Annotated in this window: 21 protein-coding genes, 1 tRNA gene and 2 pseudogenes; 13 read left to right on the plus strand and 11 right to left on the minus strand. The window is 71.8% G+C overall.

The window, feature by feature from the left end:
* Positions 1-51: 51 nt before the first annotated feature.
* On the plus strand, positions 52-1,671 hold the full coding sequence (locus ABZT17_RS36250) for an alpha/beta hydrolase (protein ID WP_356355517.1): 1,620 nt from the start codon (positions 52-54) through the stop codon (positions 1,669-1,671).
* Between the two features lie 130 nt (positions 1,672-1,801).
* Positions 1,802-1,875, plus strand: a tRNA-Thr gene (locus tag ABZT17_RS36255).
* Positions 1,876-2,102: 227 nt separating this feature from the next.
* Here the strand turns inward: ABZT17_RS36255 and ABZT17_RS36260 are convergent.
* The 3 genes from ABZT17_RS36260 to ABZT17_RS36270 all read right to left on the minus strand — a co-directional run bounded on the left by ABZT17_RS36260 (position 2,103) and on the right by ABZT17_RS36270 (position 4,018).
* Positions 2,103-2,321 (minus strand): hypothetical protein, encoded by a 219-nt coding sequence (locus ABZT17_RS36260; RefSeq protein ID WP_356355519.1) that lies wholly within the window; start codon positions 2,319-2,321, stop codon positions 2,103-2,105.
* Positions 2,318-2,692 carry a hypothetical protein gene (locus tag ABZT17_RS36265; RefSeq protein WP_356355521.1) on the minus strand — a complete coding sequence of 125 codons (375 nt, stop codon included), beginning with the start codon at positions 2,690-2,692 and terminating at the stop codon, positions 2,318-2,320. Before ABZT17_RS36265 ends, ABZT17_RS36260 begins: the two co-directional genes overlap by 4 nt.
* A gap of 774 nt (positions 2,693-3,466) precedes the next feature.
* Complete coding sequence (locus ABZT17_RS36270; protein WP_330348718.1) at positions 3,467-4,018, minus strand: Uma2 family endonuclease; 552 nt, start codon at positions 4,016-4,018, stop codon at positions 3,467-3,469.
* 329 nt (positions 4,019-4,347) lie between these two features.
* On the opposite strand from ABZT17_RS36270, the pseudogene ABZT17_RS36275 reads away from it, so the two are divergent.
* Positions 4,348-4,626 (plus strand): annotated as a pseudogene (locus tag ABZT17_RS36275) (IS701 family transposase); the annotation flags it as partial.
* Positions 4,627-5,197: 571 nt separating this feature from the next.
* Here the strand turns inward: ABZT17_RS36275 and ABZT17_RS36280 are convergent.
* Positions 5,198-5,491, minus strand: coding sequence for a PIN domain-containing protein (locus tag ABZT17_RS36280; RefSeq protein ID WP_356355552.1), 294 nt, complete (start codon positions 5,489-5,491; stop codon positions 5,198-5,200).
* 95 nt (positions 5,492-5,586) lie between these two features.
* The gene (locus tag ABZT17_RS36285; RefSeq protein ID WP_356355524.1) at positions 5,587-5,886 is read right to left on the minus strand and encodes a hypothetical protein; all 300 of its coding nucleotides are present in this window, start codon (positions 5,884-5,886) and stop codon (positions 5,587-5,589) included.
* Between the two features lie 304 nt (positions 5,887-6,190).
* On the opposite strand from ABZT17_RS36285, the gene ABZT17_RS36290 reads away from it, so the two are divergent.
* Entirely contained in the window at positions 6,191-12,478 is a 6,288-nt protein-coding gene (locus ABZT17_RS36290) for a DNRLRE domain-containing protein (RefSeq protein WP_356355526.1), read from the plus strand.
* Positions 12,479-12,597: 119 nt separating this feature from the next.
* Complete coding sequence (locus tag ABZT17_RS36295; RefSeq protein WP_356355528.1) at positions 12,598-13,146, plus strand: hypothetical protein; 549 nt, start codon at positions 12,598-12,600, stop codon at positions 13,144-13,146.
* A gap of 46 nt (positions 13,147-13,192) precedes the next feature.
* On the opposite strand, the gene ABZT17_RS36300 is transcribed toward ABZT17_RS36295, so the two are convergent.
* On the minus strand, positions 13,193-14,671 hold the full coding sequence (locus ABZT17_RS36300; protein ID WP_356355530.1) for an oxidoreductase: 1,479 nt from the start codon (positions 14,669-14,671) through the stop codon (positions 13,193-13,195).
* Positions 14,672-14,728: 57 nt separating this feature from the next.
* Between ABZT17_RS36300 and ABZT17_RS36305 the strand changes: the two genes are divergently transcribed.
* From ABZT17_RS36305 to ABZT17_RS36315, 3 genes are all read left to right on the plus strand, one after another.
* Positions 14,729-15,199, plus strand: coding sequence for a DUF3052 domain-containing protein (locus tag ABZT17_RS36305; RefSeq protein ID WP_356355532.1), 471 nt, complete (start codon positions 14,729-14,731; stop codon positions 15,197-15,199).
* A gap of 135 nt (positions 15,200-15,334) precedes the next feature.
* A complete protein-coding gene (locus ABZT17_RS36310) occupies positions 15,335-16,237 on the plus strand; it encodes a glycosyltransferase (protein WP_356355534.1) in 903 nt (300 codons plus the stop codon).
* A gap of 372 nt (positions 16,238-16,609) precedes the next feature.
* The gene (locus tag ABZT17_RS36315; RefSeq protein WP_356355535.1) at positions 16,610-19,885 is read left to right on the plus strand and encodes a BTAD domain-containing putative transcriptional regulator; all 3,276 of its coding nucleotides are present in this window, start codon (positions 16,610-16,612) and stop codon (positions 19,883-19,885) included.
* Here ABZT17_RS36315 and ABZT17_RS36320 read toward each other — a convergent pair.
* Entirely contained in the window at positions 19,867-21,570 is a 1,704-nt protein-coding gene (locus ABZT17_RS36320; RefSeq protein WP_356355537.1) for a bifunctional 3'-5' exonuclease/DNA polymerase, read from the minus strand. The two genes, ABZT17_RS36315 and ABZT17_RS36320, sit on opposite strands and share 19 nt — an antisense overlap.
* 125 nt (positions 21,571-21,695) lie before the next feature.
* Here ABZT17_RS36320 and ABZT17_RS36325 point away from each other — a divergent pair, with 125 nt between their 5' ends.
* Both ABZT17_RS36325 and ABZT17_RS36330 read left to right on the plus strand, forming a co-directional pair.
* Entirely contained in the window at positions 21,696-22,643 is a 948-nt protein-coding gene (locus ABZT17_RS36325) for a S41 family peptidase (protein ID WP_356355539.1), read from the plus strand.
* A gap of 91 nt (positions 22,644-22,734) precedes the next feature.
* Positions 22,735-23,898 carry a DUF2786 domain-containing protein gene (locus tag ABZT17_RS36330; RefSeq protein ID WP_356355541.1) on the plus strand — a complete coding sequence of 388 codons (1,164 nt, stop codon included), beginning with the start codon at positions 22,735-22,737 and terminating at the stop codon, positions 23,896-23,898.
* Positions 23,899-23,905: 7 nt separating this feature from the next.
* On the opposite strand, the gene ABZT17_RS36335 is transcribed toward ABZT17_RS36330, so the two are convergent.
* From ABZT17_RS36335 to rpmB, 4 genes are all read right to left on the minus strand, one after another.
* Complete coding sequence (locus ABZT17_RS36335) at positions 23,906-24,457, minus strand: DUF4232 domain-containing protein (RefSeq protein ID WP_356355543.1); 552 nt, start codon at positions 24,455-24,457, stop codon at positions 23,906-23,908.
* Between the two features lie 42 nt (positions 24,458-24,499).
* On the minus strand, positions 24,500-25,033 hold the full coding sequence (locus tag ABZT17_RS36340; protein WP_356355545.1) for a hypothetical protein: 534 nt from the start codon (positions 25,031-25,033) through the stop codon (positions 24,500-24,502).
* Positions 25,034-25,170: 137 nt separating this feature from the next.
* Complete coding sequence (gene rpsN, locus ABZT17_RS36345; protein WP_356355547.1) at positions 25,171-25,476, minus strand: 30S ribosomal protein S14; 306 nt, start codon at positions 25,474-25,476, stop codon at positions 25,171-25,173.
* Positions 25,476-25,712, minus strand: a complete 237-nt coding sequence (rpmB, locus tag ABZT17_RS36350) for a 50S ribosomal protein L28 (RefSeq protein WP_356355549.1) — start codon at positions 25,710-25,712, stop codon at positions 25,476-25,478. Before rpmB ends, rpsN begins: the two co-directional genes overlap by 1 nt.
* Positions 25,713-25,786: 74 nt before the next feature.
* Here rpmB and rpmG point away from each other — a divergent pair, with 74 nt between their 5' ends.
* The 3 genes and pseudogenes from rpmG to rpsR all read left to right on the plus strand — a co-directional run bounded on the left by rpmG (position 25,787) and on the right by rpsR (position 26,650).
* Positions 25,787-25,951, plus strand: coding sequence for a 50S ribosomal protein L33 (gene rpmG / locus ABZT17_RS36355; RefSeq protein ID WP_064067341.1), 165 nt, complete (start codon positions 25,787-25,789; stop codon positions 25,949-25,951).
* A gap of 8 nt (positions 25,952-25,959) precedes the next feature.
* A pseudogene (locus ABZT17_RS36360) lies at positions 25,960-26,414 on the plus strand (GTP-binding protein); the annotation flags it as partial.
* A 2-nt stretch (positions 26,415-26,416) separates the two neighbouring features.
* Positions 26,417-26,650, plus strand: a complete 234-nt coding sequence (gene rpsR, locus ABZT17_RS36365; RefSeq protein WP_356355551.1) for a 30S ribosomal protein S18 — start codon at positions 26,417-26,419, stop codon at positions 26,648-26,650.
* Positions 26,651-26,962: the final 312 nt, after the last annotated feature.

Below are 26,962 nucleotides of genomic sequence, written 5' to 3' on the forward strand. Positions count from 1 at the left end.
ACGATGTACACGCAGGGCGTCCGAGTCGCTGCGCAGAGTTACGCTCGCCAGATGCACATCAGGCGCACCCCCCGCCCTCACCTCGGCCCCCAGCCCCACCCTCAATCCCGCCCCCGTCGGCCCCGAACCGTCGGCGCCCTCCTCGTCACCGCCGCCCTCCTGCTCTCGGCGTGTTCCGCCTCCGGCTCGGCCAGTTCCGGCGGCGGTCCGGCCGACGCGGCGCTGGCCGCGCTGCCGCAGTCGACGCCGTCCACCTTGGCGCCGTACTACGCGCAGAGGCTGAGCTGGCGCTCCTGCGGCGTCCCCGGCTTCCAGTGCGCCACGATGAAGGCGCCGCTCGACTACGCCCACCCGGGCGACGGGGACGTACGGCTCGCCGTCGCCCGCAAGAAGGCCACCGGCAAGGGCAAGCCGCTGGGGTCGCTGCTGGTGAACCCGGGCGGGCCGGGCGGCTCGGCGGTCGGTTACCTGGAGCAGTACGCCGGCATCGGCTACCCGGCGGAGGTCAGGGCGCGGTACGACATGGTCGCGGTCGACCCGCGCGGGGTCGCCCGCAGTGAGCCGGTCGAGTGCCTCGGCGGCCGTCAGATGGACACGTACACACAGACGGACACGACCCCCGACGACCAGCGGGAGACCGACGAACTCGTCGACGCGTACAAGAAGTTCGCGGAGGGCTGCGGGGCGCACTCGGCGAAGCTTCTGCGGCATGTCTCCACGGTCGAGGCGGCCCGGGACATGGACATCCTGCGGGCGGTGCTGGGGGACCGGAAGCTGACGTATGTGGGGGCGTCGTACGGGACCTTCCTCGGGGCGACGTACGCCGGGCTCTTCCCGGACCGGGTCGGGCGGCTGGTCCTGGACGGGGCGATGGACCCGTCGCTGGACGCCCGGCGGATGAACCTGGACCAGACGGCGGGCTTCGAGACGGCGTTCCAGTCCTTCGCGAAGGACTGTGTGCAGCAGCCGGACTGCCCGCTCGGCCGCAAGGGCACGGCTCCCGCCCGGGTCGGGGCGAACCTCAGCGCGTTCTTCAAGAAGCTGGACGCGCACCCCATCGCCACCGGTGACCCCGACGGCCGCAAGCTCGGCGAGGCCCTCGCCACCACGGGTGTGATCGCGGCGATGTACGACGAGGGCTCGTGGGCGCAGTTGCGCGAGGCGCTGACCTCGGCGATGAAGGAGCGCGACGGCGCGGGTCTGCTGGTCCTGTCGGACAGCTACTACGAGCGTGACGCCGACGGCCGCTACTCGAACCTGATGTTCGCCAACGCGGCCGTCAACTGCCTGGACCTGCCGTCGGGCTTCTCCTCCACCGAGCAGGTCGAGAAGGCGCTCCCGTCCTTCGAGAAGGCGTCCCCGGTCTTCGGCGAGGGCCTGGCCTGGGCGTCCCTGAACTGCGCGTACTGGCCGGTGAGGCCGACCGGCGCACCCCATCGCATCGAGGCGAAGGGCGCGGCTCCCATCGTGGTGGTCGGCACCACCAGGGACCCGGCGACGCCGTACCACTGGGCGCAGTCCCTCTCCCACCAGCTCGCCTCCGGCCGCCTCCTCACCTACGAGGGCGACGGCCACACCGCCTACGGTCGCGGCAGCGACTGCATCGACTCGGCGATCGACACGTTCCTGCTGCGCGGGACACCGCCCACGAAGGGGAAGCGCTGCACATAACCCCTGCTCACAGCCCCTTACGGGCCCGCCTCGCACCCCGGAAGCCCTGGCTCCGGGGTGTGGTCCGAGCACCCCTGGAAACTGTGTAGACTTACCGACGTTGCTGATCGCACCATGGTGCGGACGGCGCGCCGCCTTAGCTCAGATGGCCAGAGCAACGCACTCGTAATGCGTAGGTCTCGGGTTCGAATCCCGAAGGCGGCTCTATGGTGAACCCCAGGTCGGGCCTCTGACCTGGGGTTTCTTTGTTTCGTTGACCTTGAAATCCGGGCTAATCGGACATTTATGGTCTATGTATCGTAATGCGTAGGTCCTGGGTTAGGTGGGTACTGGCCTGCACAAGGTCTGACTCCTTGCTGGTGAATGGTCGAGTCCCAGGCCCTGGGCCAGCGGTGGAGTCGCTGAGCCCGGGGCCATCTACGGGGTGCCGCTCAGGCAGACTTGGCAGTCATGCCGCGTTCTCCGGCGAGGAGCTCGACGATCTCGTGGAGACGGAACTTCGGGTCGGGAGCCTCGGCGATCATTTCGGTGAGCAGGTTGTTGAAGTGGTCCAGTGCGGGGCTGCCGAGCCCGGCCGCGTTCATCGCGGCGTGCCCTTCCTGGAGTTGCCCGATGATGCGGGCGGCGTCGGCGTTGACGGCGGTCGTCATGCCGACACCTCCGCCCGCTCGGACCCGGTCTCGCAGAGGACACGGGTGAGCGTGTCCCACACCTGGTCGGGGTCCCCGGTCTCCAGGATCATCCCGGCTGCCACGTCGAGGGCCTTGTCGATACGCCCGCCGTTGTTCTCCTTCTCTACGTCGATGGCGCGCAGTACGCGGACAACGTGGGGGCGGGCCGCCGCATGCGCGGCGGGCAGCCGGTCGGTGGCGTCCGCCAGGTCCCAGCCAGCCGGGACCTGGTACGCGGCCGGGCTGTCGGCGTAGGTGACGACTTTGGGAGTGCCTTTGCCGCTGCCCAGGTGGACGTCCAGGCGGAGCCGGGACGCTTCCCGGAACAGGGCGGTGATGTCCGGGCCCATGCCGTCGAGGATCACCTCGCGGGCGGCGCGACTGCTAGGCCGCGACGAGGACCGCGCTATCGACGCCGACCGATGCGGCCTCGGCGAGCTCGACCTTGAGGCTCGGGGCGCAGGCCTTCATCGAGACGGGCCGAGGCCGTGGGCCTTGAAGATGCGGGTGATCTCGGCGAGGTCCGGGCCTACCGCGAGGACGGGGTGCGGAAGACGCGCCATGTGCCGTAGGCGCCGGCGGGCAGCTTGTCGAGGAGCTTCTTCGCGGCGCGCTCGCCACGGTCAGTGCGGCGGGCCTGGTCGGCGGCGCGCTCGTACCCGCGGGCGGCGGCCTCGATCTGCTCGACCGGGGGATCTCGTCGACCTCGTCGAGGCCGGCCGGGTTCGGGACCTCGACGATCGCGATCTCGGCCTGGTCGGCAATGAGGGCGGCGGGGGCGACGACGGAGCGGACCACGTCGGTGATGGTGCCGAGCTTGCCCCGCACAGGATGAACGGTGCGGGGGATGTGAGAAGAGCCTCTTCGCGCCGCAAGGTCGGTGCGCTGGACGCCCTTTTGTCGCCGGGTCCAGAACTGGAGTCCCGCCCGACGGGGCCCGGCCCAGCCCGCCGCCGGGCCTTCCTGGGGCCAGAATGGAGCCGAAAGGACGGGGAAACCCCGGGAGTGATCACCAAACCCCGGGCACCCCAATGCGTGGAGCTCTTCAGTCGCGGTTTCGATGATCGTGCCCTCGCCGACCGGCTGCCGGGCCTCTTCCGGCTTCGGGGCGCGCTTTCTCAGACTCAGTGAGTGTCGGGCTCCGGGTCCGGCAGGGGGAGTTCGTCGAGGTCGAGGGTGAAGGTGCGGCCGTCGGCCAGGGGGATGGGGAGCTTGCCTGTGCCGTATGCGCGGGTGTGGGCGGTGCTGTAGCCGCTGGAGGTGGGCTCCGTGTGCAGGACGACTTCCCGGGCGTAGGGATCCACGACGAGGTAGACGGGGATGCCGTACCGGCCGTACTTCGCGGTGCAGTCGTCGTAATCCTTGCGTGCCGAGGACGTGGAGACGACCTCCGAGATCAACAGGACGTCCTCGAAGCTGTAGCGCTTGCCCTCCTTGCGCGCGTCCTCGCGCAGGATGGCCAGGTCGGGGGCAGAGTTCTCGTCGGCGGGGAAGTCGATGTAGACGTCCGAGGTGACCTTCGCGTGACGGCCGAGGGCGAGAGAGTCGATCTGCATCGACCTGATCGTGCTGGAGTGCTCTTCGCTCTGCGGGGTCATGATGATCTTTCCGTCGGCGCCGAAGAACACCACGTATCCCGCGGGGAACTCGGTGTGCGTGATCGCGTCGACACTCATGGACGGTGCTCCTTCCCGTGTGCCGTCATGATACGGCGGACAGAGCCGTCCCACGGGTGGACTTCCCTGGCGTGCGCGCACCACAGGGGGGAACCGGTCCGCACGAGCGGACGCCGTGACGCAGGGCGTGAGCTGGGCCCGTAGGTGTTCGGACCCAACAGCCGGCGTTGGGTGACTTCCAGGGGCGGCGGGCACCTTCCGGGTGGCCATGGGGTGACCGGACGCCTTTGGACGTTGCCGTACGAGGTACCGGCGTCCGGTACGACGCATGTGGTTTGATCAGGCACAACGGCATCTGGCGGCATCAGTTGTCACCAGGGCCGGGCGGGCTGGATGAGCACCAGGTCCGCCGCTGTCCCGCTGGGCCCGCCGGGTCACCCTCGTGATGTCGCCCACGCCTTCCTCGCCGTCGTCCGCGCCGACGAACACGCACACCGGCCCACGCCGGACGACGTGATCCCGTTTGTCCTGCAACGAGATCTGCCGCCTGTTCATCGCGCTCGTCGTCCGGCCCGCCCGCGACACGGCCCACTCACTTGCCTGGTCCGACTGGCGCGGCCGCCCACCAGACACGATCACGCACCAGTCACTACCGGAGGCGAACCGCATCCCTCACATCAAGATCAGGAACTACGGCTGGAGTGGTCAGTGGCGGTGGCCTTGATGTCCAGTGGATGGGGGGCTTTGTCCGAGTCGGACAACTCGACGATTCGAGACCCGCTGCTTCGGGAGTACCCGATCCGGTGGCCGCTCGGTGGCCGGACGCCTTTGGACGGGGCGGCATGAAGTAGCAGAGGGCAACCTGCCGCCAGTGCTCTGATCAGGCACGACATCACTCGGCGGCATTACGCAGTACCCGGCAACACGAACCCTCACGGTCTCGTAATGCGTAGGTCTCGGGTTCGAATCCCGAAGGCGGCTCATCCAAAGCCCGGCTCGGACAGTGTCCGAGCCGGGCTTTCTGGTTCAGCGGATGCGGATGCGGCGGCGCGTCCTTCGACAGGTGCGATCGGCCCTGGACGTACCGGCGGGTCTGGCCTGATCTGAGTGTGGCGGACAAATGGGTCCGCGATGACGGGGTTCGGGCGGATGGCGGACCGCGGTGATGACGCCGGCAGGCCCCCGGACGAGAGGTGCGCGATCCACTCTTCGCGCGCCGCTGTGCAGCGACACTTCTCCTCAGATCTTGAAGATCCGGACCGTGGGGCCGCACAGGATCTTCAGGTCCGCGGGGTCCGCGGTCAGGATGGTCGAGGGGGCGGGTGAGACGAGCGCGGTGGCGGCGACGATCGCGTCGAGGGCGTACTTGTCGCCGTGGAGTCCTGCTGTGGCGAGGAGTCTGCCGGCGTGGCGGGCAATGGCTTCGGTGGGCGGGATGATGTTGACGCGGGAGACGGCGTAGTCGAAGCGGGCCTGGTTCGTCTTGGGGTCGCGGGCTTCGGCGAGGGTGACGGAGCTGGTGATGACCCGAATGTCCTCGGCTTCGGCCGCGGCCGGTCATTCGGTGAGTTCGGACGTGCGTCGTACGAGCTTGGACTGGCCCTCACAGTCGAGGACGAGGGTGTCGCTCACGCGGCGTTCGCCGAGCCGCCTGCGTCACCGCGCGGGATGGCCCGCTTGGCCTCGACCGCGGCCTGGCCGGCGGGGCCGTGTTCGGCTTCGGCGTCCTCGATGAGTTCGCGCAGCCGGTCGCGCTCGAGTTGGCGCTGGATCAGGGCTTCGACGTAGGCGGACATGCCACGCTTGCCGGTACGCGCCTTGAGGGCGGCGATGGTGCCTTCGTGGAGGGAGACGGAGACCGGGCGGACGGGGCCTTCGCCGGGAGCGGGTCCTCTGTTCCCCCGTCGGACGGCGGGGTGCGATCTCACCCGGTCGCCCTTGTGAGCAGTCGTCCGCGGTCCCGTATCCCCCCAACGCGACACCCTCCACCCCCCAACTCCCCCCACCCGCCCGCCCGTTCACCACCCCAGGCGTGTCAAGGAAAAGTAAAGGCTTCCCTCGCGGGTCGATGGAAAGATCCTCTTTGCCGTCCCTTTAAGGGCAATCATCTTCTTTTGGGTCGGGATACCTTCACAGCGGCCACACACGGGGGACACAACTTAACAACCTGAAACGGGGGAGATCATGACGTTTCATGCCAGTTCGTCCCGAAGGCGTAGACCGCTTCCTGGGATGGCGAGGGGCAGTCGTTGGGCGGCCGGAGTTCTGTCTCTGGCCCTGAGCCTGACGATGCTGGACGGCGCGTACGCCTCGGCCGCGGTCTCGGCCGCCGTCCCGTCCAAGACGCCCGAGGCGTCCGGCGCGCCCAAGAAGCCCGCGGCGGCGCAAGCCGCGGACATCCCGTCCGCGCGGATCGCGGCGCGGCTCTCGGGCAGGCGCGTGGAGGCGCTGTCCGCACGCACGGAGACCTCCACGACGTGGGCGAACAAGGACGGTTCGCTCACGACCGAACTCACCGCGGGCCCCACCCGCTTCAGGGACGAGGCCACCGGGAAGTGGCGCGACGTCGATCTGAAGCTGGTCCGGAAGCCGGACGGCACGGTCGAGCCCAAGGCCCACCCCGAGGCGCTGGAGCTGGCCGGCGGGTCCGGGGCGCCGGCGAAGTCGTGGAAGGCCGCTCGCGCGGCCCGGGCCATGAACCTGGTGACGCTGGGGGAGGGCGCCCAGCAGATCGCCCTCCAGTGGAAAGGCGGTCTCCCCAGGCCGGAGCTCGACGGGACGCGTGCGCGGTACGTCGACGCGGTTCCCGGCGCGGACGTGGTCGTGGAGGCCACCCGCACCGGTTTCGAGCAGTACGTCCAGATCAAGGAGCGCCCCGGCGCGGAGAGTTACTCGTACACCCTGCCGCTGAAGGCCAAGGGTCTGAAGGCGAGGCAACTGCCCGACGGCAGCGTGCTGTTCACCGACGGCAAGCACAGAAAACGGGCTGTCATGCCCGCGCCAACCATGTGGGACGCCACCGTCGACAAGCGCTCCGGTGAGCACACCCACAAGGCCAAGGTCGGCTTGAAGGTCGTACAGAAGGGTTCCTCGGTCGACCTGGTGGTCACCCCGGACGCCCGCTTCCTCACCGATCCGGAAACCGCCTACCCGGTCACCGTCGACCCCTCCACCTCCTCCCTGTCCAACGTCTTCGACACCTACGTCCAGCAGGGCGAGACCGTCGACTGGTCCACCGACACCGAGCTGGACCTGGGCAACCCGGGCACCAAGAACGCCGACGGCACCCCGCGCACCGCGCGGTCCTTCATCTCCTGGAACACCACCCCGATCCAGGACTCGCTGGTCTCCAGCGCCAAGCTCAGCCTGTGGAACTTCCACTCGGGCAACACCGACTGCAAGCCCTACCCGTGGGACGTGTGGTCCACCGGCGCCGCCTCCACCTCCTCGCGCTGGACCGCCCAGCCGTCGTGGATCGCGAAGAAGGCCACCTCCACCGAGACGACCGGCAACGCCGGATGTTCGGCCCAGCCGGACGGCTGGATCAACGCGGACGTGACCACGCTGGTGCAGGAGTGGGCCTCGGCGAAGGCCACCCGCGGCAACATGGGTCTGCAGGCCGCCGACGAGTCGGTGGTGTCGCAGTGGAAGCGGGTCAACTCCGCCAACGCCGCCGCCAACCCGCCCAAGCTGACGGTGACCTACAACTACCGGCCCAAGACTGGCACCGACCGGCAGGCCGGCCCGCCCTTCTTCAAGGGGAGCGACGGCGTCTGGTACGTCAACACCACCACCCCGACGCTGCGGGACACCTTCACCGACGTCAACAACGACACCGTCGACGGCACCTTCGAGATCGACGACGCGGCCACCGGCGCCCAGGTCGGCACCTACCTGGTGTCGCCGTACGTGCCCAGCGGGCAGCCGGCGTCGGTGACGGTACCGGCCGGGGTCCTGCAGAACGGGAAGACGTACAAGTTCCGCACCAACCCCTATGACGGCACGCACTACAACACCGCGTGGTCGGCCTACGAGACCTTCACCGTGGACACCTCCGCCCCCTCCGCGCCCTCCTCGGTGACCTCCACCGACTACCCGGCCGACCAGTGGGTCAAGGGCGTCGGCCAGCCGGGCGTCTTCTCCGTCACCCCGCCCGCCGGCGACCAGAACGGCGTCGAGTGGTCGCTCGACGGCGTCACCTGGACCACCGTGCCCACCGGCGGTTCCACGACTCCGGTGAAGATCACCGTGAAGCCCGACACCGCGGGCACCAACATCCTGTCCGTGCGCAGCACCGACAAGGCCGAGAACAAGTCCGACCCGGTCGTGTACACCTTTCACGTCGGACCGGGCGGCGTCACCAGCCCCCGGGACGGCACCCGCACCGCGGCCCGTGTGCCGCTGACGGCCGAGGCGGACAGCGGCAAGTACACCGGTGTCTCCTTCGACTGGCGGCGCGGCGACGCCGACGCGTGGACCCCGGTGCCCGCGGCGGACGTGACCGCGGGCGGTCAGCCCCTGTCGTCCTGGCCGGCCCCGCTCACCGCCGGCAAGAGCGCCAAGCTCACCTGGAACGCCACCTCGACCGTCAATCCCGACGGCGACATCCAGCTGCGTGCCGACTTCACCGGCTCCGGCGCCTCGGCCTCGTCCGACGCGATCAGTGTCGTGGTCGACCGCGGTGCCGACGGCGCGGCCACCACGGACGTGGGGCCCGGCTCGCTGAACCTGCTCACCGGCGACTACAGCCTGTCGGCCACCGACGCCTCCTTCTACGGCCTCACGGTGGACCGTACGGCCTCGTCCCGGTCCCCGCAGGCCGGCGGCCACGACGACCAGGCACCCGTCTTCGGTGAGGAATGGGCGTACGGCGCGGCGTCCGACCAGGTGGACACGCCCTTCTCCTATCTGCGCAAGACCTCGGCCACGTCGCTGAGCGTCGTCACGGCCGCCGACAACTCCGAGATCCGCTTCACCGCGACCGGGGACGGCAAGGGCTGGGTGCCCGAACCCGGCTCGGAGGACTACACGCTCACCGGTTCCTTCACCGGCACCTTCACCATCGAGAGCAGCCTCGGCGAGGTCACCACCTTCGCCCGGACCACGTCGACCAGCAGTACCTGGCAGGCGAAGACCTCGTACACCGACGGTGTCGCGGACTCCACCACCACGACCGTCTCCGAGCCGGTCACCGTGGGCGGTGTGCAGACCGCGCGGCCCAAGTACCTCATCGCGGCCACCTCCGCGGTCCCGGCCGCCACCTGCCAGGCCGACCCCTCGGTCAAGGGCTGCCGCGTCCTGGAGTTCGTCTACGCGACCACCACCACCGCGACCGCCTCGACGCCCGGTGACGTGAAGGACCAGGTGTCGGCGATCCGGCTGTGGGCCACCGCGCCCGGAGCCGCCGCCGCGACCGCCACGGCCGTGGCCGCCTACCGCTACGACGGCTCCGGCCGGCTCACCGAGTCCTGGGACCCACGGATCTCCCCGGCGCTGAAGACGACGTACGGCTATGACTCCGCGGGGCGTGTCACCACCGAGACGCCGCCCGGACTGCTGCCCTGGACCTTCGCCTACGGTCAGGCGGGCTCCAACCCGTCGGCCGGCGCCGGGATGCTGCTGAAGGCGTCCCGTCCCTCCCTCACCCCGGGCAGCGCCACCCAGACCAACGGCACCGCAGAGACGAACATCGTCTACGGCGTCCCGCTCAGCGGCGGCTCCGCGCCGGAGGACCTCGGCGCGACGGCCACCGCGTCCTGGGGGCAGAGCGACGTACCCACCGACGGCACCGCCGTCTTCCCGGCCGACCAGGTCCCCTCGGGCCACGACGGACCGGCCCTCGGCTCCACCGGGTACCAGCGCGCGGCCATCCACTATCTGGACGCCTCCGGCCGCGAGGTGGACCGGGCCGCGCCCGGTCACCACATCGACGTCACCGAGTACGACGGGTTCGGCAACACCACCCGCACCCTGAGCGCCGCCAACCGCGAGCTGGCGCTCGGCACCACCGCGGCCCAGCGCACCCAGCTGACGAACCTGGGCATCAACGCCCTGTCGTCGGCGGAGCGCGCCCAACTGCTGTCCACCGTCTCGGTCTACAGCGCCGACGGCGTCCGTGAGACCGACACCTACGGCCCGCTGCACCAGGTGACCCTGGAGGCGAAGCTGACGAGCGGCAGCACCACGCTCGCCGGCGCGGGCAGTCAGCTCGCGGCCCGCACGCACACCGTCCAGGAGTACGACACCGGCCGCCCCACCGACGGCACGGCGACCATCGAGGACCAGGTCACCAAGGTCACCGAGGGCGCACAGCCGCGCTTCTGGCCCACCCTGCTGGCCGACCCCCGGGTCACCACCCACACCATCGACTGGACCAAGGGCCAGCCCACCGGCACCACCCAGGACCCGGGCGGCCTCGGCCTCACCTCCGCGACCTCGTACGACAGCCAGAGCCGGGTCGCGGCCACCTCCCAGCCCGCCTCCGGCGGGAGCGACGCCGGCACCACCAGGACCACCTACTACACGGCCGACGGCTCGGGGACCTGCGGGAACCGGCCCGAATGGGCCGACCTGGTCTGCCAGACCGCGCCCGCGGCCGCGATCAGCGGCGGCGGCAGCAACCCGACCGGCCTGCCCACGAAGACCTTCGAGTACGGCCAGTACGGCCAGCCCACGAAGGTGACCGAGACGGCCAACGGAGTCACCCGCACCACCAGTTCGGGCTTCGACGCGGCGGGCCGCGCGACCACCTTCACCACCACCGGAGGACTCGGCGCCGCGGTCCCGGCGGGCACGACGTCGTACGACCCCGCCACCGGACTGCCGCTCAAGGTGACCTCGTCGGCCGGCGGCACCATCACCCAGGCCTACGACGCGCTCGGCCGGCAGATCTCCTACACCGACGCCGACGGCGGCACCACCACCACGTCGTACGACGCGCTGGACCGGCCGCTGACGGTGACCGACAGCGTCCCGTCCACGACCACCTACACCTACGACACCACGATCGACCCGCGCGGCCTGGCCACGTCGGTCACCGATTCCGTGGCCGGGACGTTCACGGCCCGCTACGACGCCGACGGCGCCGTCACCAGCCAGACCCTGCCCGGCGGTTACACCATGACCCAGACCGCCGACACCACGGGAGCGGCGACCGCCCGGGTCTACACCCGTACGTCGGACGGCACCGTCCTGGTCTCCGACAGCGTCACCCTCACCGCGCACGGACAGCGCGCCACGCACACCGGGACACCCGGCGTCACCGCGTCCCAGACCTACGCCTACGACGCGGCGGGCCGCCTCACCCAGGTCCAGGACACCGGCACCGACGCCTACTGCACCTCCCGCACCTACACCTACGACAAGAACAGCAACCGCAAGTCCCTGGCGACGGCCACCGCGGCGGTGGGCGCCGACTGCACCACGACCGGCGCCACCACCACGACCTACGCCTACGACACCGCCGACCGGCTGGTCAACTCCGGCTACGTCTATGACGCGTTCGGCCGCACCACCGCGCGGCCCGGCGCCACGCTGGCCTACTACGCCAACGACCTGATCCAGCAGCAGACCGCCGACAGCCGGCGCCAGAGCTGGACCCTGGACTCCACCCTGCGTCTGCGGGCCTGGACCACCGAGAGCAACTCCTCGGGCACCTGGACCCAGACCGGATCCAAGGTCAACCACTACGGCTCGGACGACGACAACCCCCGCTGGATCACCGAGGACACCGCCGGCACCGTCACCCGCAACATCGACGGCGCCGACGGCGACCTCGCCGCCACCACCACCAAGACCGGCGGTGTGGTCCTCCAACTGGCCAACCTGCACGGGGACATCACCCTGCAGCTGCCCACCGACACCTCCGTCGCACCGACCGTCCTGGACGCCGACGAGTACGGCAACCCCCGGGCGGACCAGCCGGCCACGCGATACGCGTGGCTGGGCGGCAAGCAGCGCTCCGACGAGACCCTCACCGGGCTCACGCTGATGGGAGCACGGGTCTACGACCCCACCACCGGCCGCTTCCTGTCCCTGGACCCGGTCCACGGCGGCAGCGCCAACGCCTACGAGTACGGCAGCGGTGACCCCGTCAACAACTACGACCTCGACGGGCGGTGCAACAAGGAGTGCCACGAGGCCAAGGCCTGTATGAGCCTGGGCTACTCCAACTGCATGTTCGTGATCTACCTGTCCGGCATCCTGTCCTTGAACATCAAGGGCAACCACGGCCGGCGCAACGCCATCCGCCACTTCATCTGGCAGGCCAGCCTCACGTACTTCTTCGGCGCGGCGGCGGCCAAACGGATCGGCAACGCCCATGAGTGGGGGGAGAAGTGCCCACGGCACGGGCGCTGCGACACCAAGGTGGACCAGCACAACAACCGTGTGGCACGCATCTTCGAGAGCGGCAGCTACAACCGCAGACAGACCCGCTACTGGCTGAACAGGGGACTGCTGCTCCAGTATCTCTACTCGGTCGGCAGCTACCTGTACCGCTACGGCTACCTCTGGGGCTAGCGGCCGTCGGAGATCAGCGGTAGTCCGAACGCACGACAGACCGGGCGCGGCCTCCTCGGGGGCCGCGCCCGGTCACCAGTCCCCGCACCCTCGCCCCCCTCGTACTCCCAGGAGCACCGTTGTCCCCCACATCATCGTCCGTCGGCAGCCGCGCCCTACTGGCGGCGGCCCTTCTGCTGCCGACCGCCTTCCTCGGCGCGTGCTCCGCCTTCGGTGGCGGCGACGGCTGCCACGGCACCGCCACCGAGCTCAAGCGGCTGGCCGAGCAGCCGCTGCTCGACTCGGCGCCCGCGCGTGCCTCGGCACCCGCCAACTACCGCGGGGTGGGCGTGACCACAGGATGCGACGACGACAGCAGCGGGGCGCCCTGGCTGCACGCGGACCGCCTGTACGCGTTCCCGGGCACACCCGACGACGTCATCACCTACTACACCAGGACGGCCGCCGCGGCCGGCTGGAAGTTCGAGAAGGACCCCGCCCCCGGGGCACCGCCCGCCACCGTGGAGGGCGCCTGCTGGACCAGGACCGAGAAGGGCCGGCATCTGCTGCTCGACGTCGCCCTCCGTCCCAAGGGCTTCTCGCCCGAGCCCGAGGCCGGCACGGGCCTCGCCTACTCGGTGTCGGTCGGCACCGAGCGCGACGGCGGCAAGGAGACCTGCTGGCACTGACCCGGACCTCGGCGCACCGGCGGGCGACTCACCGCCGACTCACGGTTCACTGCCGGCTCAGGGTCCGGGTGACCCCCGCGAGCACCGCGGTGGTCAGGATCCAGCCCACCGCGACCAGGGCGTACGCCAGCCACGCGGCCGTTCCTCCCGGCCAGTACCAGGACGTGCGCTGGCCGAGGCCGCCGATGGGGATCAGCAGGTCGAGGGTGTAGACGAAGGCGTTGAAGGGCGGTACCTGGCCGGGCTGGGTCGGTCTGGGGGTGTGGGCGGCGAAGACCGCCGTGCCGAGGACGACGAGGGCCGCGAGCCAGAGCCCCGCCAGCCAGGGGCGGTAGCCGTAGCCGACGGTGGTGTCGAGGAGGTGCCCCCACAGCCGGGCGGGCAGGCCCAGGGTCCTTCTGCGGTGACGCTGCTTGGCCAGCAGCACCCGTCGCGCGTCGTCGTCGTGGCCGATCTGCCGGTACCAGGCGGCGAGTTGCTCGTACGGCTGGGCGGCGTAGCCGGGATTGCGCCGTATCCATGCCAGTCGGCGCTCCACGGCCCGGCCCTGAAGGGCGCCGCTCTCGTGGAGTGAGCCGTAGGTCAGGCCCTGCAGGCGTACGGTGTCCGGCCAGGCGTCGGGACGGTCCTGGAGGGTGACGACCCGGGCGTACCTCAGGTCCACCGCCGCGGACGGGGCCCGGGCCGGGGTGAAGACGAAGGTGCCGGTCTGCGTGCGGGCGCAGTCCAGGGCCAGGCCCGGGGCCTGGAGGACGGCGCCGTCGAGGGTCAGCTGGTCCGCGATCTCCGCGCCGCGCAGGCTCACGGTTCCCTCGGCCGTGAACCCATCGGACAGCGCCAGGGTGCCCACCACCGCCCGCTCGGCGAGCAGCGCGACACCGTCGCGATGCAGCAGACGTGCCCCCTGCATGTGCAGACCACCGGGCAGCTGCGCGCCCGGCAGCCGTATGCCGCCGTGCACGGTGGTTCCGCTGCAGAACACCGAGCCCTCCACGGCGAGTCCGCCGGCCCAGACGGCCCAGTCGCCGGGGCCGTCGATCACCGCGTGGTCGAGCACCAGCTCGCCGGCGAGGCGCGCGTTCGTCAGGTCGAGCCGGCCGCTGAGCACCGTGCGGCGAAGGGAGACCGTGCCCGCCACCCGCGCCATGGTCAGATCGAGTCCGGGAAGCCGGCCGCGCTTGATGTCGATCGTCCGGGTGGCGGCCCCGTACAGCCCGACCGCCTGCTCGAACCAGCACCCCTCGAACCACATCGCGTGCTCGATCTCGGCGCCGTCGAGGTCGAGACGCCCGCTGATCCGGGCCCCCGCCAGCCGCAGCGCCGGTCTGCCTCCCGCCTGCCCCGGGTTACCGCCGAGCAGCAGGGCGGCCACGACGGAGGCCCGGACGGTGCGCCCGGCACCCCAGTCGGCCCCGCCGTCCGGGTCGTCCTCCGGCCCGCCCGTACGGAAGTCCACGGGCCGGCCGGTGGGATACGCGTCCCACAACCGGCGCTCCGCCGCCGTGAGTTCCTCGTACGCATGCACGAGCGGCAGACTAGCGGGCCAGAGGTCGGTTCCCGCCCGGCACCGGTGGAGGTCGAGTTGAGCGGTACGGATACACGCGGAGCGGGCGCCGGTGGATACTCCGGCACGCCCCTCGCCAGGAAGATCGGCGTCAAAGCCGGCCACCGCGTCAGCCTGCTGCACGCGCCCGGCGCGTTCCCCGTCCCCGGTCTCCCCGACGGCGTCGACCTCACGTCCGACGCGTCCCCGGACCCCGAGGCCGACATCACCGTCGCCTTCTACCGCGCCCACGCCGACCTGGCCGCCGAGGCGCCCGCCCTCGCCTCCGCCCTCGCCGACCACGCGATGCTCTGGATCGCCTGGCCACGCAAGGCCGCGGGCCATGTCAGCGACATCGCCGAGAACGACCTGCGCGATCTGTTCCTCCCGCTCGGAGTCGTCGACGTGAAGGTGGCGGCGCTGGGGGAGGACTGGTCGGGCCTGAAGTTCGTACGACGGAAGGAGAACCGGAAGGACAGCCGGGGGGAGAACCGGGGGAAGAAGGCGTGAGCCGGCGTACGAACGGGTGAGCTGAGCTGTGTGTCGGGCCAAGACTTGGCATACGAAACGGCGTACTCAGAAAGTCCTTACCGTGAACGGCTAGCATCGCGGCCGACGTTTTCGACCGCCGGATGGGGTGAGGGCATGGGGGACCGGCAGGAACCGAGGATCGCCGTCGCCGTGGTGACCATGGGAAATCGCCCCGACGAGGTCGACGCGCTGCTGGAGTCGGTGGCCAAGCAGGACCTCGCCCCCACCAGGATCGTGCTCGTCGGCAACGGCTGTCCGCTCCCCGACGTCGCCGGACGGCTCACCCTCCCCGGCGAGGTCACCCTCCTCGAACTCGACGAGAACCTCGGCTGTCCCGGCGGACGCAACGAGGCGCTGGCGGTGCTGCGGGACTTCGGGGACGTGGACGTCGTGGTCGAACTGGACGACGACGGGCTGCTGGTCGACGCCGATGTGCTGTCGCGGGTGGCCGAGCTGTTCGCGGCCGACCCCCGCCTCGGCATCATCGGCTTCCGGATCGCCGACGAGCACGGCGAGACCCAGCAGCGGCACGTGCCGAGGGTCGGCGCCGCCGATCCGATGCGGGGCGGATACGTCACCGGATTCCTCGGCGGCGGCCACGCGTTCCGTACGGCGATGCTGGACGAGATCGGCCACTGGCCGGCGGAGTTCTTCTTCGCCCACGAGGAGACGGACCTGGCGTGGCGGGCGGCGGACGCGGGCTGGCGCATCCTCTACGCTCCCGAGCTGCTCCTCCAGCATCCGAAGACGTCCCCGGCCCGGCACGCGATCTACTACCGCGTCAACGCCAGGAACCGGGTGTGGCTCGTCCGCAGGCGCCTGCCGCTGCCGCTCATCCCGGTCCACCTCGGTGTCTGGGTGGCGCTCACGCTCGTACGGACGCGTTCGCGCGCGGGCCTCAGGGCCTGGTTCGGCGGGTTCGTGGAGGGGCTGCGGGAGCCCGCCGGTGAGCGGCGGCCCATGCGGTGGCGGACGGTGTGGCGGCTTTCCCGACTCGGGCGCCCGCCGGTCATCTGATCCGAAAACACCTGCTGGGGGAGGGGACGAGGGTCCCGGCCGTTCACCTCCGACGGCCGAGACCCTCTGACGTCCCCCGGATCCGGCCGCGGCGGCGACACTCCCCCGAGCGACGCGTCGTACGCGCGCACCCCCGGGCCGGCTCCGATGAAATGATCACATCAGGTCGCGCCAACGGATCGCTAACATGTGGCCAACGGTCTTCCGCTTCGCGGTCGCCCCGCGATCGGCCGACCGGCCTGAAGTCGTCGTAGGACATCCACGAACGGCCGGGCGGACGGCCGGTTCCGGCGAGGCCGGTGAGGGAAAGGGTGGCGGGAAACCGTCCTGACGAGGGCGGGATTCCGCCAAGAACGGTGGGTTGTGGGCGACGTGAGTCGGCACGAGCTGCGGTTCGGCTTGCTGGGAACACCGGTCCTGTACGACGTCGGGGGCGGGGCGGGGGACTCCGGGACCGGGGCGGCCGGTGCGACCACGATCGGCAGCCCCAAGATCCGTACCCTCCTGGCCGCGCTGCTCCTGGACGCCGGCCGGGTCGTCTCCGTCGAGTCCCTCAAGGACGCGCTGTGGGGTGGTGTACCCCCGGCCTCCGCGCAGGCCTCCCTCCACAACCATGTGGCCCGGCTGCGCCGGCTCCTCGACGACCCCGAGCGGCTGCGCACGGTGCCGCTCGGCTATCTGCTCCGCGTCGAACAGGGCGAGCTGGACGTCCAGGTCTTCGAACGCCACTTCGCGACGGCGCGGGGCGCGTACGCCGCGCGCAACTGGGAGCGCGTCGTGCGCGAGTGCGCCGACGCGCTCGCCCTGTGGCGCGGCACCCCGCTCAGCGGCCTGCCGGCCGAACTCGGCGGATACGCGTATGTGCAGCGCCTCACGCAGGCCCGCCTCCTCCTTCTGGAGTGGCGCTACGACGCCGAGCTCGCCGTCGGCGGCCCCCGGCTGGACCGTCTCGTCCCGGAGCTGGCCGCCCTCGCCGCCGAACACCCGCTCCGCGAGTCCTACCACCGCCAGCTGATGCTCGCCCTCCACCGCACGGGCCGCCGCGCCGAGGCCCTGGCCGTCCACCGCGACCTGCGAACCCGTCTGGTGGAGGAGCTTGGCGTGGAGCCGGGCGAGGCGATCGGGGAGGCGCATGTGGAGGTGCTGCGGGGGGCTGTCGCCGGTAGGGAGGAGGGCGCCGGAGGGCTCGACACCGTCGATGGCGAGCTTCTACACCCTGCCCACCTCCCGTCTCCTCCGACCCAACAGCCACCCTCCCCGACCCAACAACCGCCCTCCCCGGCCCAACTGCCGCCTTCCCCAGCCCAACTGCCGCCTTCCCCAGCCCACTTCACCGGCCGCGCCGCCACACTCGACGAGTTGCGCAGCGCCCTCGGTCTGACCGGCGTTCCGGCCGTAGCCGTCATCAGCGGGATGGCCGGTGTCGGCAAGAGCGCCCTCGCGCTGCACGTCGCCCATCAACTGCGGGATCGTTTCCCCGACGGTCAGCTCTACGTCAACCTGCACGGCGCCACCCCCGGCATGACCCCCCTCACCTCTCCCCAGGCCCTCACCGCGCTGCTCCGCGACCTCGGCGTCGAATCCCGCCGTATCCCCGAACACCCGGACGCGGCCGCCGCGTTGCTCCGCTCCCTCCTCGCCCCGACCCGCACCCTCCTGGTCCTCGACGACGCCGCGAGCGCCGCACAGGTACGGCCGCTGCTGCCGGCCGGCCCCGGCTGCGCGGTGATCGTCACCAGCCGCTCACCCCTCACCGCCCTCGACGGTGCCCGCCGCCACCCCCTCACCCCGCTCACCGGCGAGGAGAGCGCGGCGCTGCTGCGGGCGGTCTCCGGCCGGGACGGACTCGACGCGGCTCACCCCCTTGTCGAACTCACCGGCCGCCTCCCCCTCGCCCTGCGCATCGTCGCCGCCCGCCTCGCCGCGCGCCGGGCCCTCACCCCTGACGTACTGGCCGGTCAACTGGCCGCCACCGAGGGGAGATTGCTCCATCTGGAGTACGACGACCTGAGCGTCCGCCGTTCACTGGCCGTGGCGCACGACGCCCTCGCCGCGTCGGACCGCGAGGCCGACCGGGACGCCGCCGTCGTCCTGCGGGCGATGGGTGCCCTGGACCTGCCGGTGTACAGCGCCCCCCTCCTCGCCCGCCTCACCGCGACCGACGCCCACCGCACCGAGTCCGCCCTCGACCGCCTGGTGGACGTGGCCCTCCTGGAGGAAACGGCATACGGCCGCTACACCCCCCACGACCTGATCCGCGACTTCGCCCGCGAACTGGCGGAGGGAGCGGGGGGATCCGTGCCAGCGGCCGGAGACCAAGGACCCAGCACGCCCAAAGCCGCCGGCCCCGACCCCGCCGGCCCCGACCCTGCCGACCCCGCCGAGCCCCGTCGCCCCGCCCCTGCGGCCCCAGTCGCGACGGGCGTCCCCTTCCCGGACCCCACCGGCGCCACCGACACCGCCCTGCGCTGGTATGCCGCCGTAGCCGAACACGCCCTGGCCGCTATGGTCGAGCCCGGGCTCGACCGGGACGACCGTCGTCGTCCGACCGCTGCCCAGCCGCTCGACCACGCGGCGGAGGTCGCGTCTCTCCCCGCCTTCGAGTCGGCCGAACAGGCCTTCGCCTGGGGCGACATGGAGCTGGAGAACATCCTGGCGCTGGTGGAGCGCCACGCCGGTGACGCGGTCGGCACCGGCCCTGCCGACGCCGGCCCCCTCCCCGCTTCCCTCCCTCACCACCGAGCCGCCCGTCTCTCCACCCTCATCCGCCTGCTCTTCCCCTATGTCCACCGCAGCGGCCGTGTCGCCGAGATGGAGGTGCTCGGGCGGGTCGCGTTCCGGCTGGCCCGGTGGCTGGGCGACGAGGCGGCCGAGGCGTACGCGCTGGGTGACCTCGCGGGGCTGCACTTCCTGACCGGCCGGCAGAGCGAGGCGCTCGCCCTCAACGACCGTGCCCTGACCATCTGGCGCCGGCTCGACCGGGTCTCCTGGATTCGCCGCTGCCTCAACAACCGCGGCCTGCTCCTGGAAGGCCTGGGCCGCTACGAGGAGTCCGGCCGTGCCCTGCGCCGCAGCCTGGAGTACTCACGGCAGCTGAACGACCCGCACGGCGAGGCCGTGACCCACAGCCATCTGGGCAACCTGTACGAGCACACCGACCCGCGCGCCGCCATCGAGCAGCACCGCCGCTCGCTCGCCATCGGCCGGGAACTCGGCGCCGTGCTCGTCCAGCACTCCGCGCACTGCAACATCGGCTACGCCCACCTCACCCTCGGCGAACCGGCCGCGGCCCTCCCGCACTTCGAGGAGAGTCTCCGCGTCCTCGGCGGCCACGGCGACTGGCACGGCGAGTCCCAGACCCGCCTCGGCCTGGTCCGCGCCCTGCGCCTGCTCGGTCATACGGAACGCGCCGCCCACGAGTGCGCCGAACTCCTCCACCGGGCCGACACCCGCGCCGACCACTACACCGGCGGCCTGGCCCGCCACCAACACGGTCTGCTGCTCAGGGAGTCGGGGCACCCCCAGGACGCGTACTCAGAGTGGCGCACGGCCCTCGACGCCCTGCGCGGCACGGACGAGAAGGCGGTGGTCAGGGAACTGCGGGAGCTGCTCGAGCGGACGGGAGGCGGTCACTTCGCGTCCGCGTAGCACTCCACCACCGCGGTGGTGAACGGGAACCGCACCGGTGTGTGACCGAACGTCAGCCGTCCGGCCAGGTCGGACGCCTCACGGATGGCCCGTACGACGGTCTCCGCCTCCTTCTCGGGACAGTGCACGATCACCTCGTCGTGCTGGAAGAACACCAGCTCGGCGGCCATCCCCGCACAGGTCTGCCGCAGCGCGGCGAGTAAGAGCAGTGCCCAGTCCGCCGCGCTCCCCTGGACCACGAAGTTGCGAGCGAACCGTCCCCGCGCGCGGGCGTTGGTGGAGGCGTACCCCGGCACCCACTCACCCCCGGCTCCGGCGCCGCCCGTCACCTCACCGGGCTCGTCCTGCGGGAGGCCCGCCTCCTCCACCGCGCCCTCGCCCGCGCCCGCCGCCGGCGGACAGGTCCGGCCCAGCCAGGTCCGCACGAGCCGCCCCTCCTCACCGGCCCGCGCCGCGTCGTCGACGTAGGCCACCGCTCTGGGGAACCTGCGTCTGAGCGCGGCGAGGTTCTTCAGGCCGTCGCCGGAGGTCTGCCCGTACACCGCGCCCAGCACCGCGAGCTTGGCCTGGTCGCGGTTGCCGGAGAAGGCCCGGTCCGACACCGACTGGTACAGGTCGGTCTCCCGCCCGGCCACCTCCATCAGGCCGGGGTCGCGGGAGATGGCGGCCAGCACCCTCGGCTCCATCTGGTCGGCGTCCGCGACGACCAGTCGCCAGCCGGGGTCGGCGACGACGGCTCGCCGGATCACCTTGGGGATCTGGAGCGCGCCCCCGCCATGGGTGACCCATCTGCCCGTGACGGTCCCGCCCGCCATGAACTCGGGCCGGAAGCGCCCCTCCCGCACCCAGTCCTGCAGCCACGACCACCCGTGGGCGACCCAGATCCGGTACAGCTTCTTGTACTCGACCAGCGGTTTCACGGCCGGATGGTCGACGGACTGAATCTCCCAGCGACGAGTGGACTTCACCTTGATCCCGGCCTGGGCGAAGGCCTTGATGACATCGGCCGGCAGATCGGGCCGCACCCGCCGCCCGAAGGCCGCCGACACCTCGTCCGCGAGCTCGGCGAGCCTGCGGGGCTCACCGCCGCCCGCGTACCGCTCACCGAGCAGTTCGTGGAGCACCCGACGGTGCACCTCGGCGCTCCAGGGCAGCCCCGAGCGGTTCATCTCGGCGGCGACCAGCATCCCGGCCGACTCGGCCGCGGTCAGCAGCCGCATCCGGTCCGGGTGCGCGGTGGTGTCGTGCCGGCGCTGCTGCTCGGCGTACACCTCGACGAGGTCGGAGAGCGGCACATGGGTGGCGCGCGGCTCGAAGAGGGAGGACTGCGCGCCCGGCTCGGCGGAACGCTGCGGGGGATCGGGCGGCACGGGCCCGCCCCTCAACCGCGCCAGGGCGGCGGCCGCCGACCGGGGCTCACCCAGGCGCCCCTCATGGCCGAGCAGCAGGGTCTCGGCGTCCTCGACGTCGTAGCACCGCTCGACCCGCACCCCCGCGGCGAGCAGTCGCGGGTACACCTCGGCCGTGGACCGCCACACCCATCGCGCGACCTCGGGCCGCCCCCGCACGGCCTCCGCGAGCCCCGCCTCCCGGCGCACCGGCCCCGCGAGCACCCCGCCGGGACCGAGGGGGGCGACCTCCACGCCGCCGTCCTCGGCCGGAGCGAGCGCCCACCGATCAGCCATGCGCCGAGTCTCGCACCCACCACTGACAACGCCCCGGCTCGGCCGTTCGACGGCTCCCGTGAAACTCGCCGAGTCCCGTGAAACCGGCTGTGGCGCGTGAAGGAACGGTGATTGACTCACCTGCCATGACCACGACCACCACCCCGACCACCCCGACGACGAACCCCGCCCCTGCCCTCACCTCCACCACCCCCGTCACCGACGTCCCCGCGGTCCTCGACGAGACGGTGCGCCTCCTCACCGAGCAGTACGTCTTCCCGGACGTCGCCGAACAGCTGGCCGCGCTGCTGCGCCGGCGCCTGGCGGAGGGCGCGTACGACGTGGAGAGTGCCGAGGAGCTCGGCGGTCTGGTCACCGCGGACCTGCAGTCCGTCAACGGCGATCCGCATCTGCGCCTCAAGTACCACCCCGAACAGGTCCCGCGGGGTCAGGGCGAGGCCGCGCTGGCGGCGATGCGCCGTGACTTCGACGCCTCACTGGGCGGCGTCCCGCGCGTGCAGCTGCTGGCCGGCGGCGCGGCCCTCCTCGAACTGGCCCCCGCCCTCTTCCCGCTGGCCTGGTCCGCCGAGCCGCTGGCCGCCGCGCTCAACCTGGTCGCCCGTGCCGACGCCCTGATCCTGGACCTCAGGTCCAACCGCGGCGGCGACCCGGACACCGTCGCCTTCGTCTGCAGCTACCTCCTGGACGAGCGCACCCACCTCAACACCCTGTACACGCGCGCGGGTGAGCGGCACGACCAGTCCTGGACCCTGCCGCACGTCCCCGGCCCCCGCTTCGGCGGCGCCAAGCCGGTCCACGTCCTCACCGCCTCCGGCACCTTCTCCGGCGCCGAGGAGCTCGCCTACGACCTTCAGCAGCTGGGCCGCGCGGTGGTCGTGGGGGAGACCACCCGCGGCGGCGCCCACCCGCGCGAGGGCTGGACCGTCCACCCGAACCTGGAGGCCACGATCCCGGTGGCCCGCGCGATCAACCCGGTCTCCGGCACCAACTGGGAGGGCACCGGCGTCCACCCCGACATCCCCTGCCCGGCCCCCGAGGCCCTGGACCGCGCCCTGGCCCTGCTCCACGGCTGAGCCCCGGCCGACACCGTCGAAGGCGCCGCCCGGCACGGTCCGTCCCGCCGCCCCGCGCCCGGTTGTCGGTCCCGCATGTCACGATCGAAGAGTGAGCACCACGTCCAGCACCAGCGCCGGCACCGTCGACCGGGCCCTGAGGGCCGCCCTGTACGCCGATTCCGACTCCGCCCTCGACACCGGCGCGTCCCTGCTGGCCGCCGACTCCGCCGCCGACGCCGAACTGGCCCGTCGCGGGAGGGATTTCATCGCCTCGGCCTGGCAGCGTGGCTGGCAGCCCGCCGATGTGCTCCGCCTCGTGCGGCGCGACCTGGACGACGTACACGTACGCCTGGCGTCGGCACTCGTCCGCGAGCAGGCGCCGTACGACCGTCCGCGCGGCCCCCGCTGGAGCGCGCAGCTGGACGAGCTCGCCGCGGACACCGCCGTAGACCCCCGGGCCGCGCCCCGCGCCGACCGGTTCTCGCAAGCGACCGCCGTCCTGGAGCTGTACCGTCTGCTGCTGCGGCTGCCGGCCCTCGAACCCCTCGACGAGCGCGAACGGGACGACGCCGGGCCGGGCGCGGCCGGACGCCGTACCGCCCCCGAGTCCCGCATGCTGACCCGTATCCGCGCGCTGCTCGCCAAGGCCGAGGCGACCGGGTTCCCGGAGGAGGCGGAGGCGCTCACCGCCAAGGCGCAGGAGCTGACGGCGCGTTACAGCATCGACGAGGCGCTGCTCGCGGCCCGCGCGCCCGCCCCGGACACGCCCGGCGCCTGCCGCATCGGTGTCGAGCCGCCGTACGAGCAGGCCAAGGCGGTCCTCCTGGACGCGGTCGCCACCGCCAACCACTGCCGGACGGTGTGGAACGAACCGTTCGCGTTCTCCACGGTCGTCGGCTTCGAGGGCGACCTGGAGGCGGTCGAGCTGCTCTACACCTCACTGCTCGTGCAGGCCACGCACGCGATGACGAAGGCCGAGGCGGCCCAGCGCGCGGGCGGACGCAGACGCACCAAGACCTTCCGCCAGTCCTTCTTCGCCGCCTACGCCCACCGTATGGGCATACGTCTCGCCGCGGCCGCAGAGACCCAGGTGACCGACGACCTGCTCCCGGTCCTCGCCTCCCGCGAGGTCGCCGTCACCGCGCACACGGACCGTATGTTCCCGGACACGACCACGACCCGGCTGCGCGGGGTGACCGACGCGGCGGGCTGGACGGAGGGCGCCGAGGCCGCCGACCGGGCGCGGATGGGCGCCCGGCCGCGGCTGCCGTGAACCGACCTCAGTCGCCGGCCTGGGTGAAGGCGCTGACGGAGGCGATCACCTTGCCGATGTCGCCCTTGGCGGCCACGGACCCGTAGGTCCACTTGAAGCTCTGTGCCTTGGTGTCGCCGGGCGGCAGCGAGACCTTGAGCGTGTCCGCGTCGAGGCTGAGCTTGTCGCCCTTCCTGCCCCGCTGGTAGGTGATGGTGAAGGTGGCCGCCTCGTCCTTGGCGAGGGTCAGCTTCTGCGCCGTGGCGCCCTTCTCGGCCGGGAGGGAGACGTCGTCGCCGCCCCGCGCCAGCCGGACACCGGGGAAGTCGTCCAGGGTGCACTTCGAGCCCCGGTTGGTCACGGTGACCGGCACCTGCCCGGTGTCGCCCACGGACGGCGCGACACTCGCCGGGCCGACCTCCAGAGCGACCCGGTCGAGCGAGCAGGCGGTGCCGTTCTTGCTGTCACCGCTGCTGCTGCTGCCGCCGCTGCCGCTGCTGCTGCTGCCACCACCGCCGTCGCAGCCGGTCAGAAGCAGGGCCGCGGCAAGGGCGGCGACGGTGAGGGGGATGGCGCGCATGAAGGTCCTTGGTTCTCTGGGTGGTTCGGGGCCGCTCGCCGGCTACTGCCCGAGGCTCGCCGTCGGCAGCCCCGACGGTAGCTGCCCGCCCTCCGCCTTGGTGTAGCTCTCCTTGCCGAGACTGCCCGACCAGGTGATCTTCAGCGCGTTCTCGCTGACGGAGTCGACCATCCCCGTGGCCCGCTCCTTGTTGCCCTTCGTGCAGGTCAGATGGATCATCTCCATCCCGGCCTCGTTGCCGGCGCTGCCGCTGCACACGGCTCCGCCGGTCGAGAAGAGCCCGGCCTGCTTACCGGTGATCACCAGTGCGATCGCCTTGCCGTCGGTCGTGGCGAGCCAGCTGCCCTGCAGATCGTCGGAGGCGCTCGTCGCCGAGCCGCTGCCGCCACCCGTGTCCGCGGTGGAGCCCGAGGAGGCCGATGCGCTCGGCGTGGACGAGGACCCGTCCTTGGAGCCACCGCCGCCGCTGCACGCGGTCAGCACGAGCGCACCCGCCAGACCCGCGGCTGCCGCGGCGATGCGCACCCGCCGGCGCGACACCGTGCGAGAGGGACGCGTGAAGGTCGCCGAATTCACTGGTAGCTCCCAAGCAGTAGCGGGCCGACGCGGCGCTGGCCGAGACACCCGCAGCAAGCTACCAGGGACGGCCGTCCGCCCCATGGGCACCAGCTGTGAGATTCACCGGACCCACCAGGAACGCCCCGGCACCCGGATCACCAGGACGACTTCCGCACCCCCGGCAGATACCCGGCATGCGCCTGCTGCCGCAGCGACACCCGCGACAGCCCGAACGCCCGGAAGTACCCCCGAGGCCGCCCGTCCACCTGATCCCGGTTGCGTACGCGCGTGGCACTCGCGTCCCTGGGCTGGCGCCGCAACTCCCGCTGGGCGGCGAGCCGTTCCTCCTCGGTCGACGAGGGCCGCCGGATGATCTCCTTCAGCTCGGCCCGCCGCAGCGCGTACCGGGCGACGATCTCCGTCCGCCGCTCATTGCGCGCGATCTTGCTCCTCTTGGCCATCAGACCCGCACCCCCCGGGCGCGGATCCGCGCGACAGCGGCCTCGACACCGATCAGATCCACGGTCTTGAGCCCCTTCGCGCTCAGCCGCAGCCGCACATACCGCCCTTCGCCCGGCAGCCAGTACCGCTTGCTCTGGACGTTGGGATCGAAGCGGCGCGAGGTCCGCCGGTGGGAGTGGGAGACGCGATTCCCGAAGCCGGGCCGGGCCCCGGTCAGCATGCAGTGCGCGGACATGGGTGACGTACCTCTCCTGAATGGATCAGCGTAGCGATATCGCTAATGGAATTCATTTCCATTAAGGTATCAGCATGGCTCGCAACGAACTCCGCCCGGTCATCAGGCTCCGGTCCACGGCGGGGACCGGCTACACCTACGTGACCCGCAAGAACCGCCGCAACGACCCGGACCGTATGACGCTGCGCAAGTACGACCCGGTCGCCGGACGCCACGTCGACTTCCGAGAGGAGCGCTGAACACCCGCCCCGCGGAGGCCGACGCCCACGGCGTCTCCACCCTCGTATGGCATCGCGACCGCCCCTTCCACCCGGGGCGGCTGTACGCGGCGCTGGAGGACATCACCTGCGCCGCCGCCCGCAGCCGGGGCCGGTTCTGGCTCGCCGACCGGCCGGACACGCTCCTGCACTGGACGCGGCCGGCGGCGCCCTCTGCGTCGAGAGCGTCGGCCCCTGGCTCGCGTCCCTCCCCGACGCGGCCTGGGACCTCGTCCCGCCCGTCCGCCGGGCCGCCGCGGCCCTGGACTGGCACCCCACGCACGGCGACCGCTGCCAGCACCTCGTCTTCACGTCCCCCGGCCTCGACCGCGACGGCCTCGAACACCTCCTGGAGTCCTGCCTGCTCACCGACGCCGAGTACGCCGCGGGCCGGTCCGCCTGGAAACGGCTCCCGCCCGCCTTCGACACCCTCCTGGAGGTCTGACCATGCCCCGCACCCCGTCCCGCAAGCCCACCGCGAACCGCCCCAACCCCCTCGACGCGGCCGGCATCACCTACATCGACTACAAGGACACCGACCTCCTCCGGAAGTTCATCTCCGACCGCGGCAAGATCCGCAGCCGCCGAGTGACGAGGGTCAGCGCCCAACAGCAGCGACAACTCTCCCGAGCGATCAAGAACGCCCGCGAAATGGCCCTCCTGCCGTACACCGGCCACTGAGACGCCGTCCCGGTGGGGGTGGGAGGGGTTGTTGGGCGGGTGCGGCGCCGCGGGGGCTCGTCGCGCAGTTCCCCGCGCCCCTTAAAAGCAGGGCGTGCAGTCGCCCTCGGGCAGAAGGCCAGGCGGGCCTTGGGCGTCGTGCAGGCGCGTACGGCGGTAAGGGGACGGGACGGGGGGTGTCCGCCCGCAGCGGCGGGCGTCCGGCACCGGGTGCCCCGTCGAAGAAACAGTGGCGCCCGACCGAGGACGGATACCCCCCGGCCCGGCCCCGACTCACCCACCACCCCTAGGCGCTACACAAGCCCCCACCCA

Origin of the sequence: Streptomyces sp. NPDC005648, assembly GCF_040605395.1 — a bacterium.
Classification (GTDB): Bacteria; Actinomycetota; Actinomycetes; order Streptomycetales; family Streptomycetaceae; genus Streptomyces.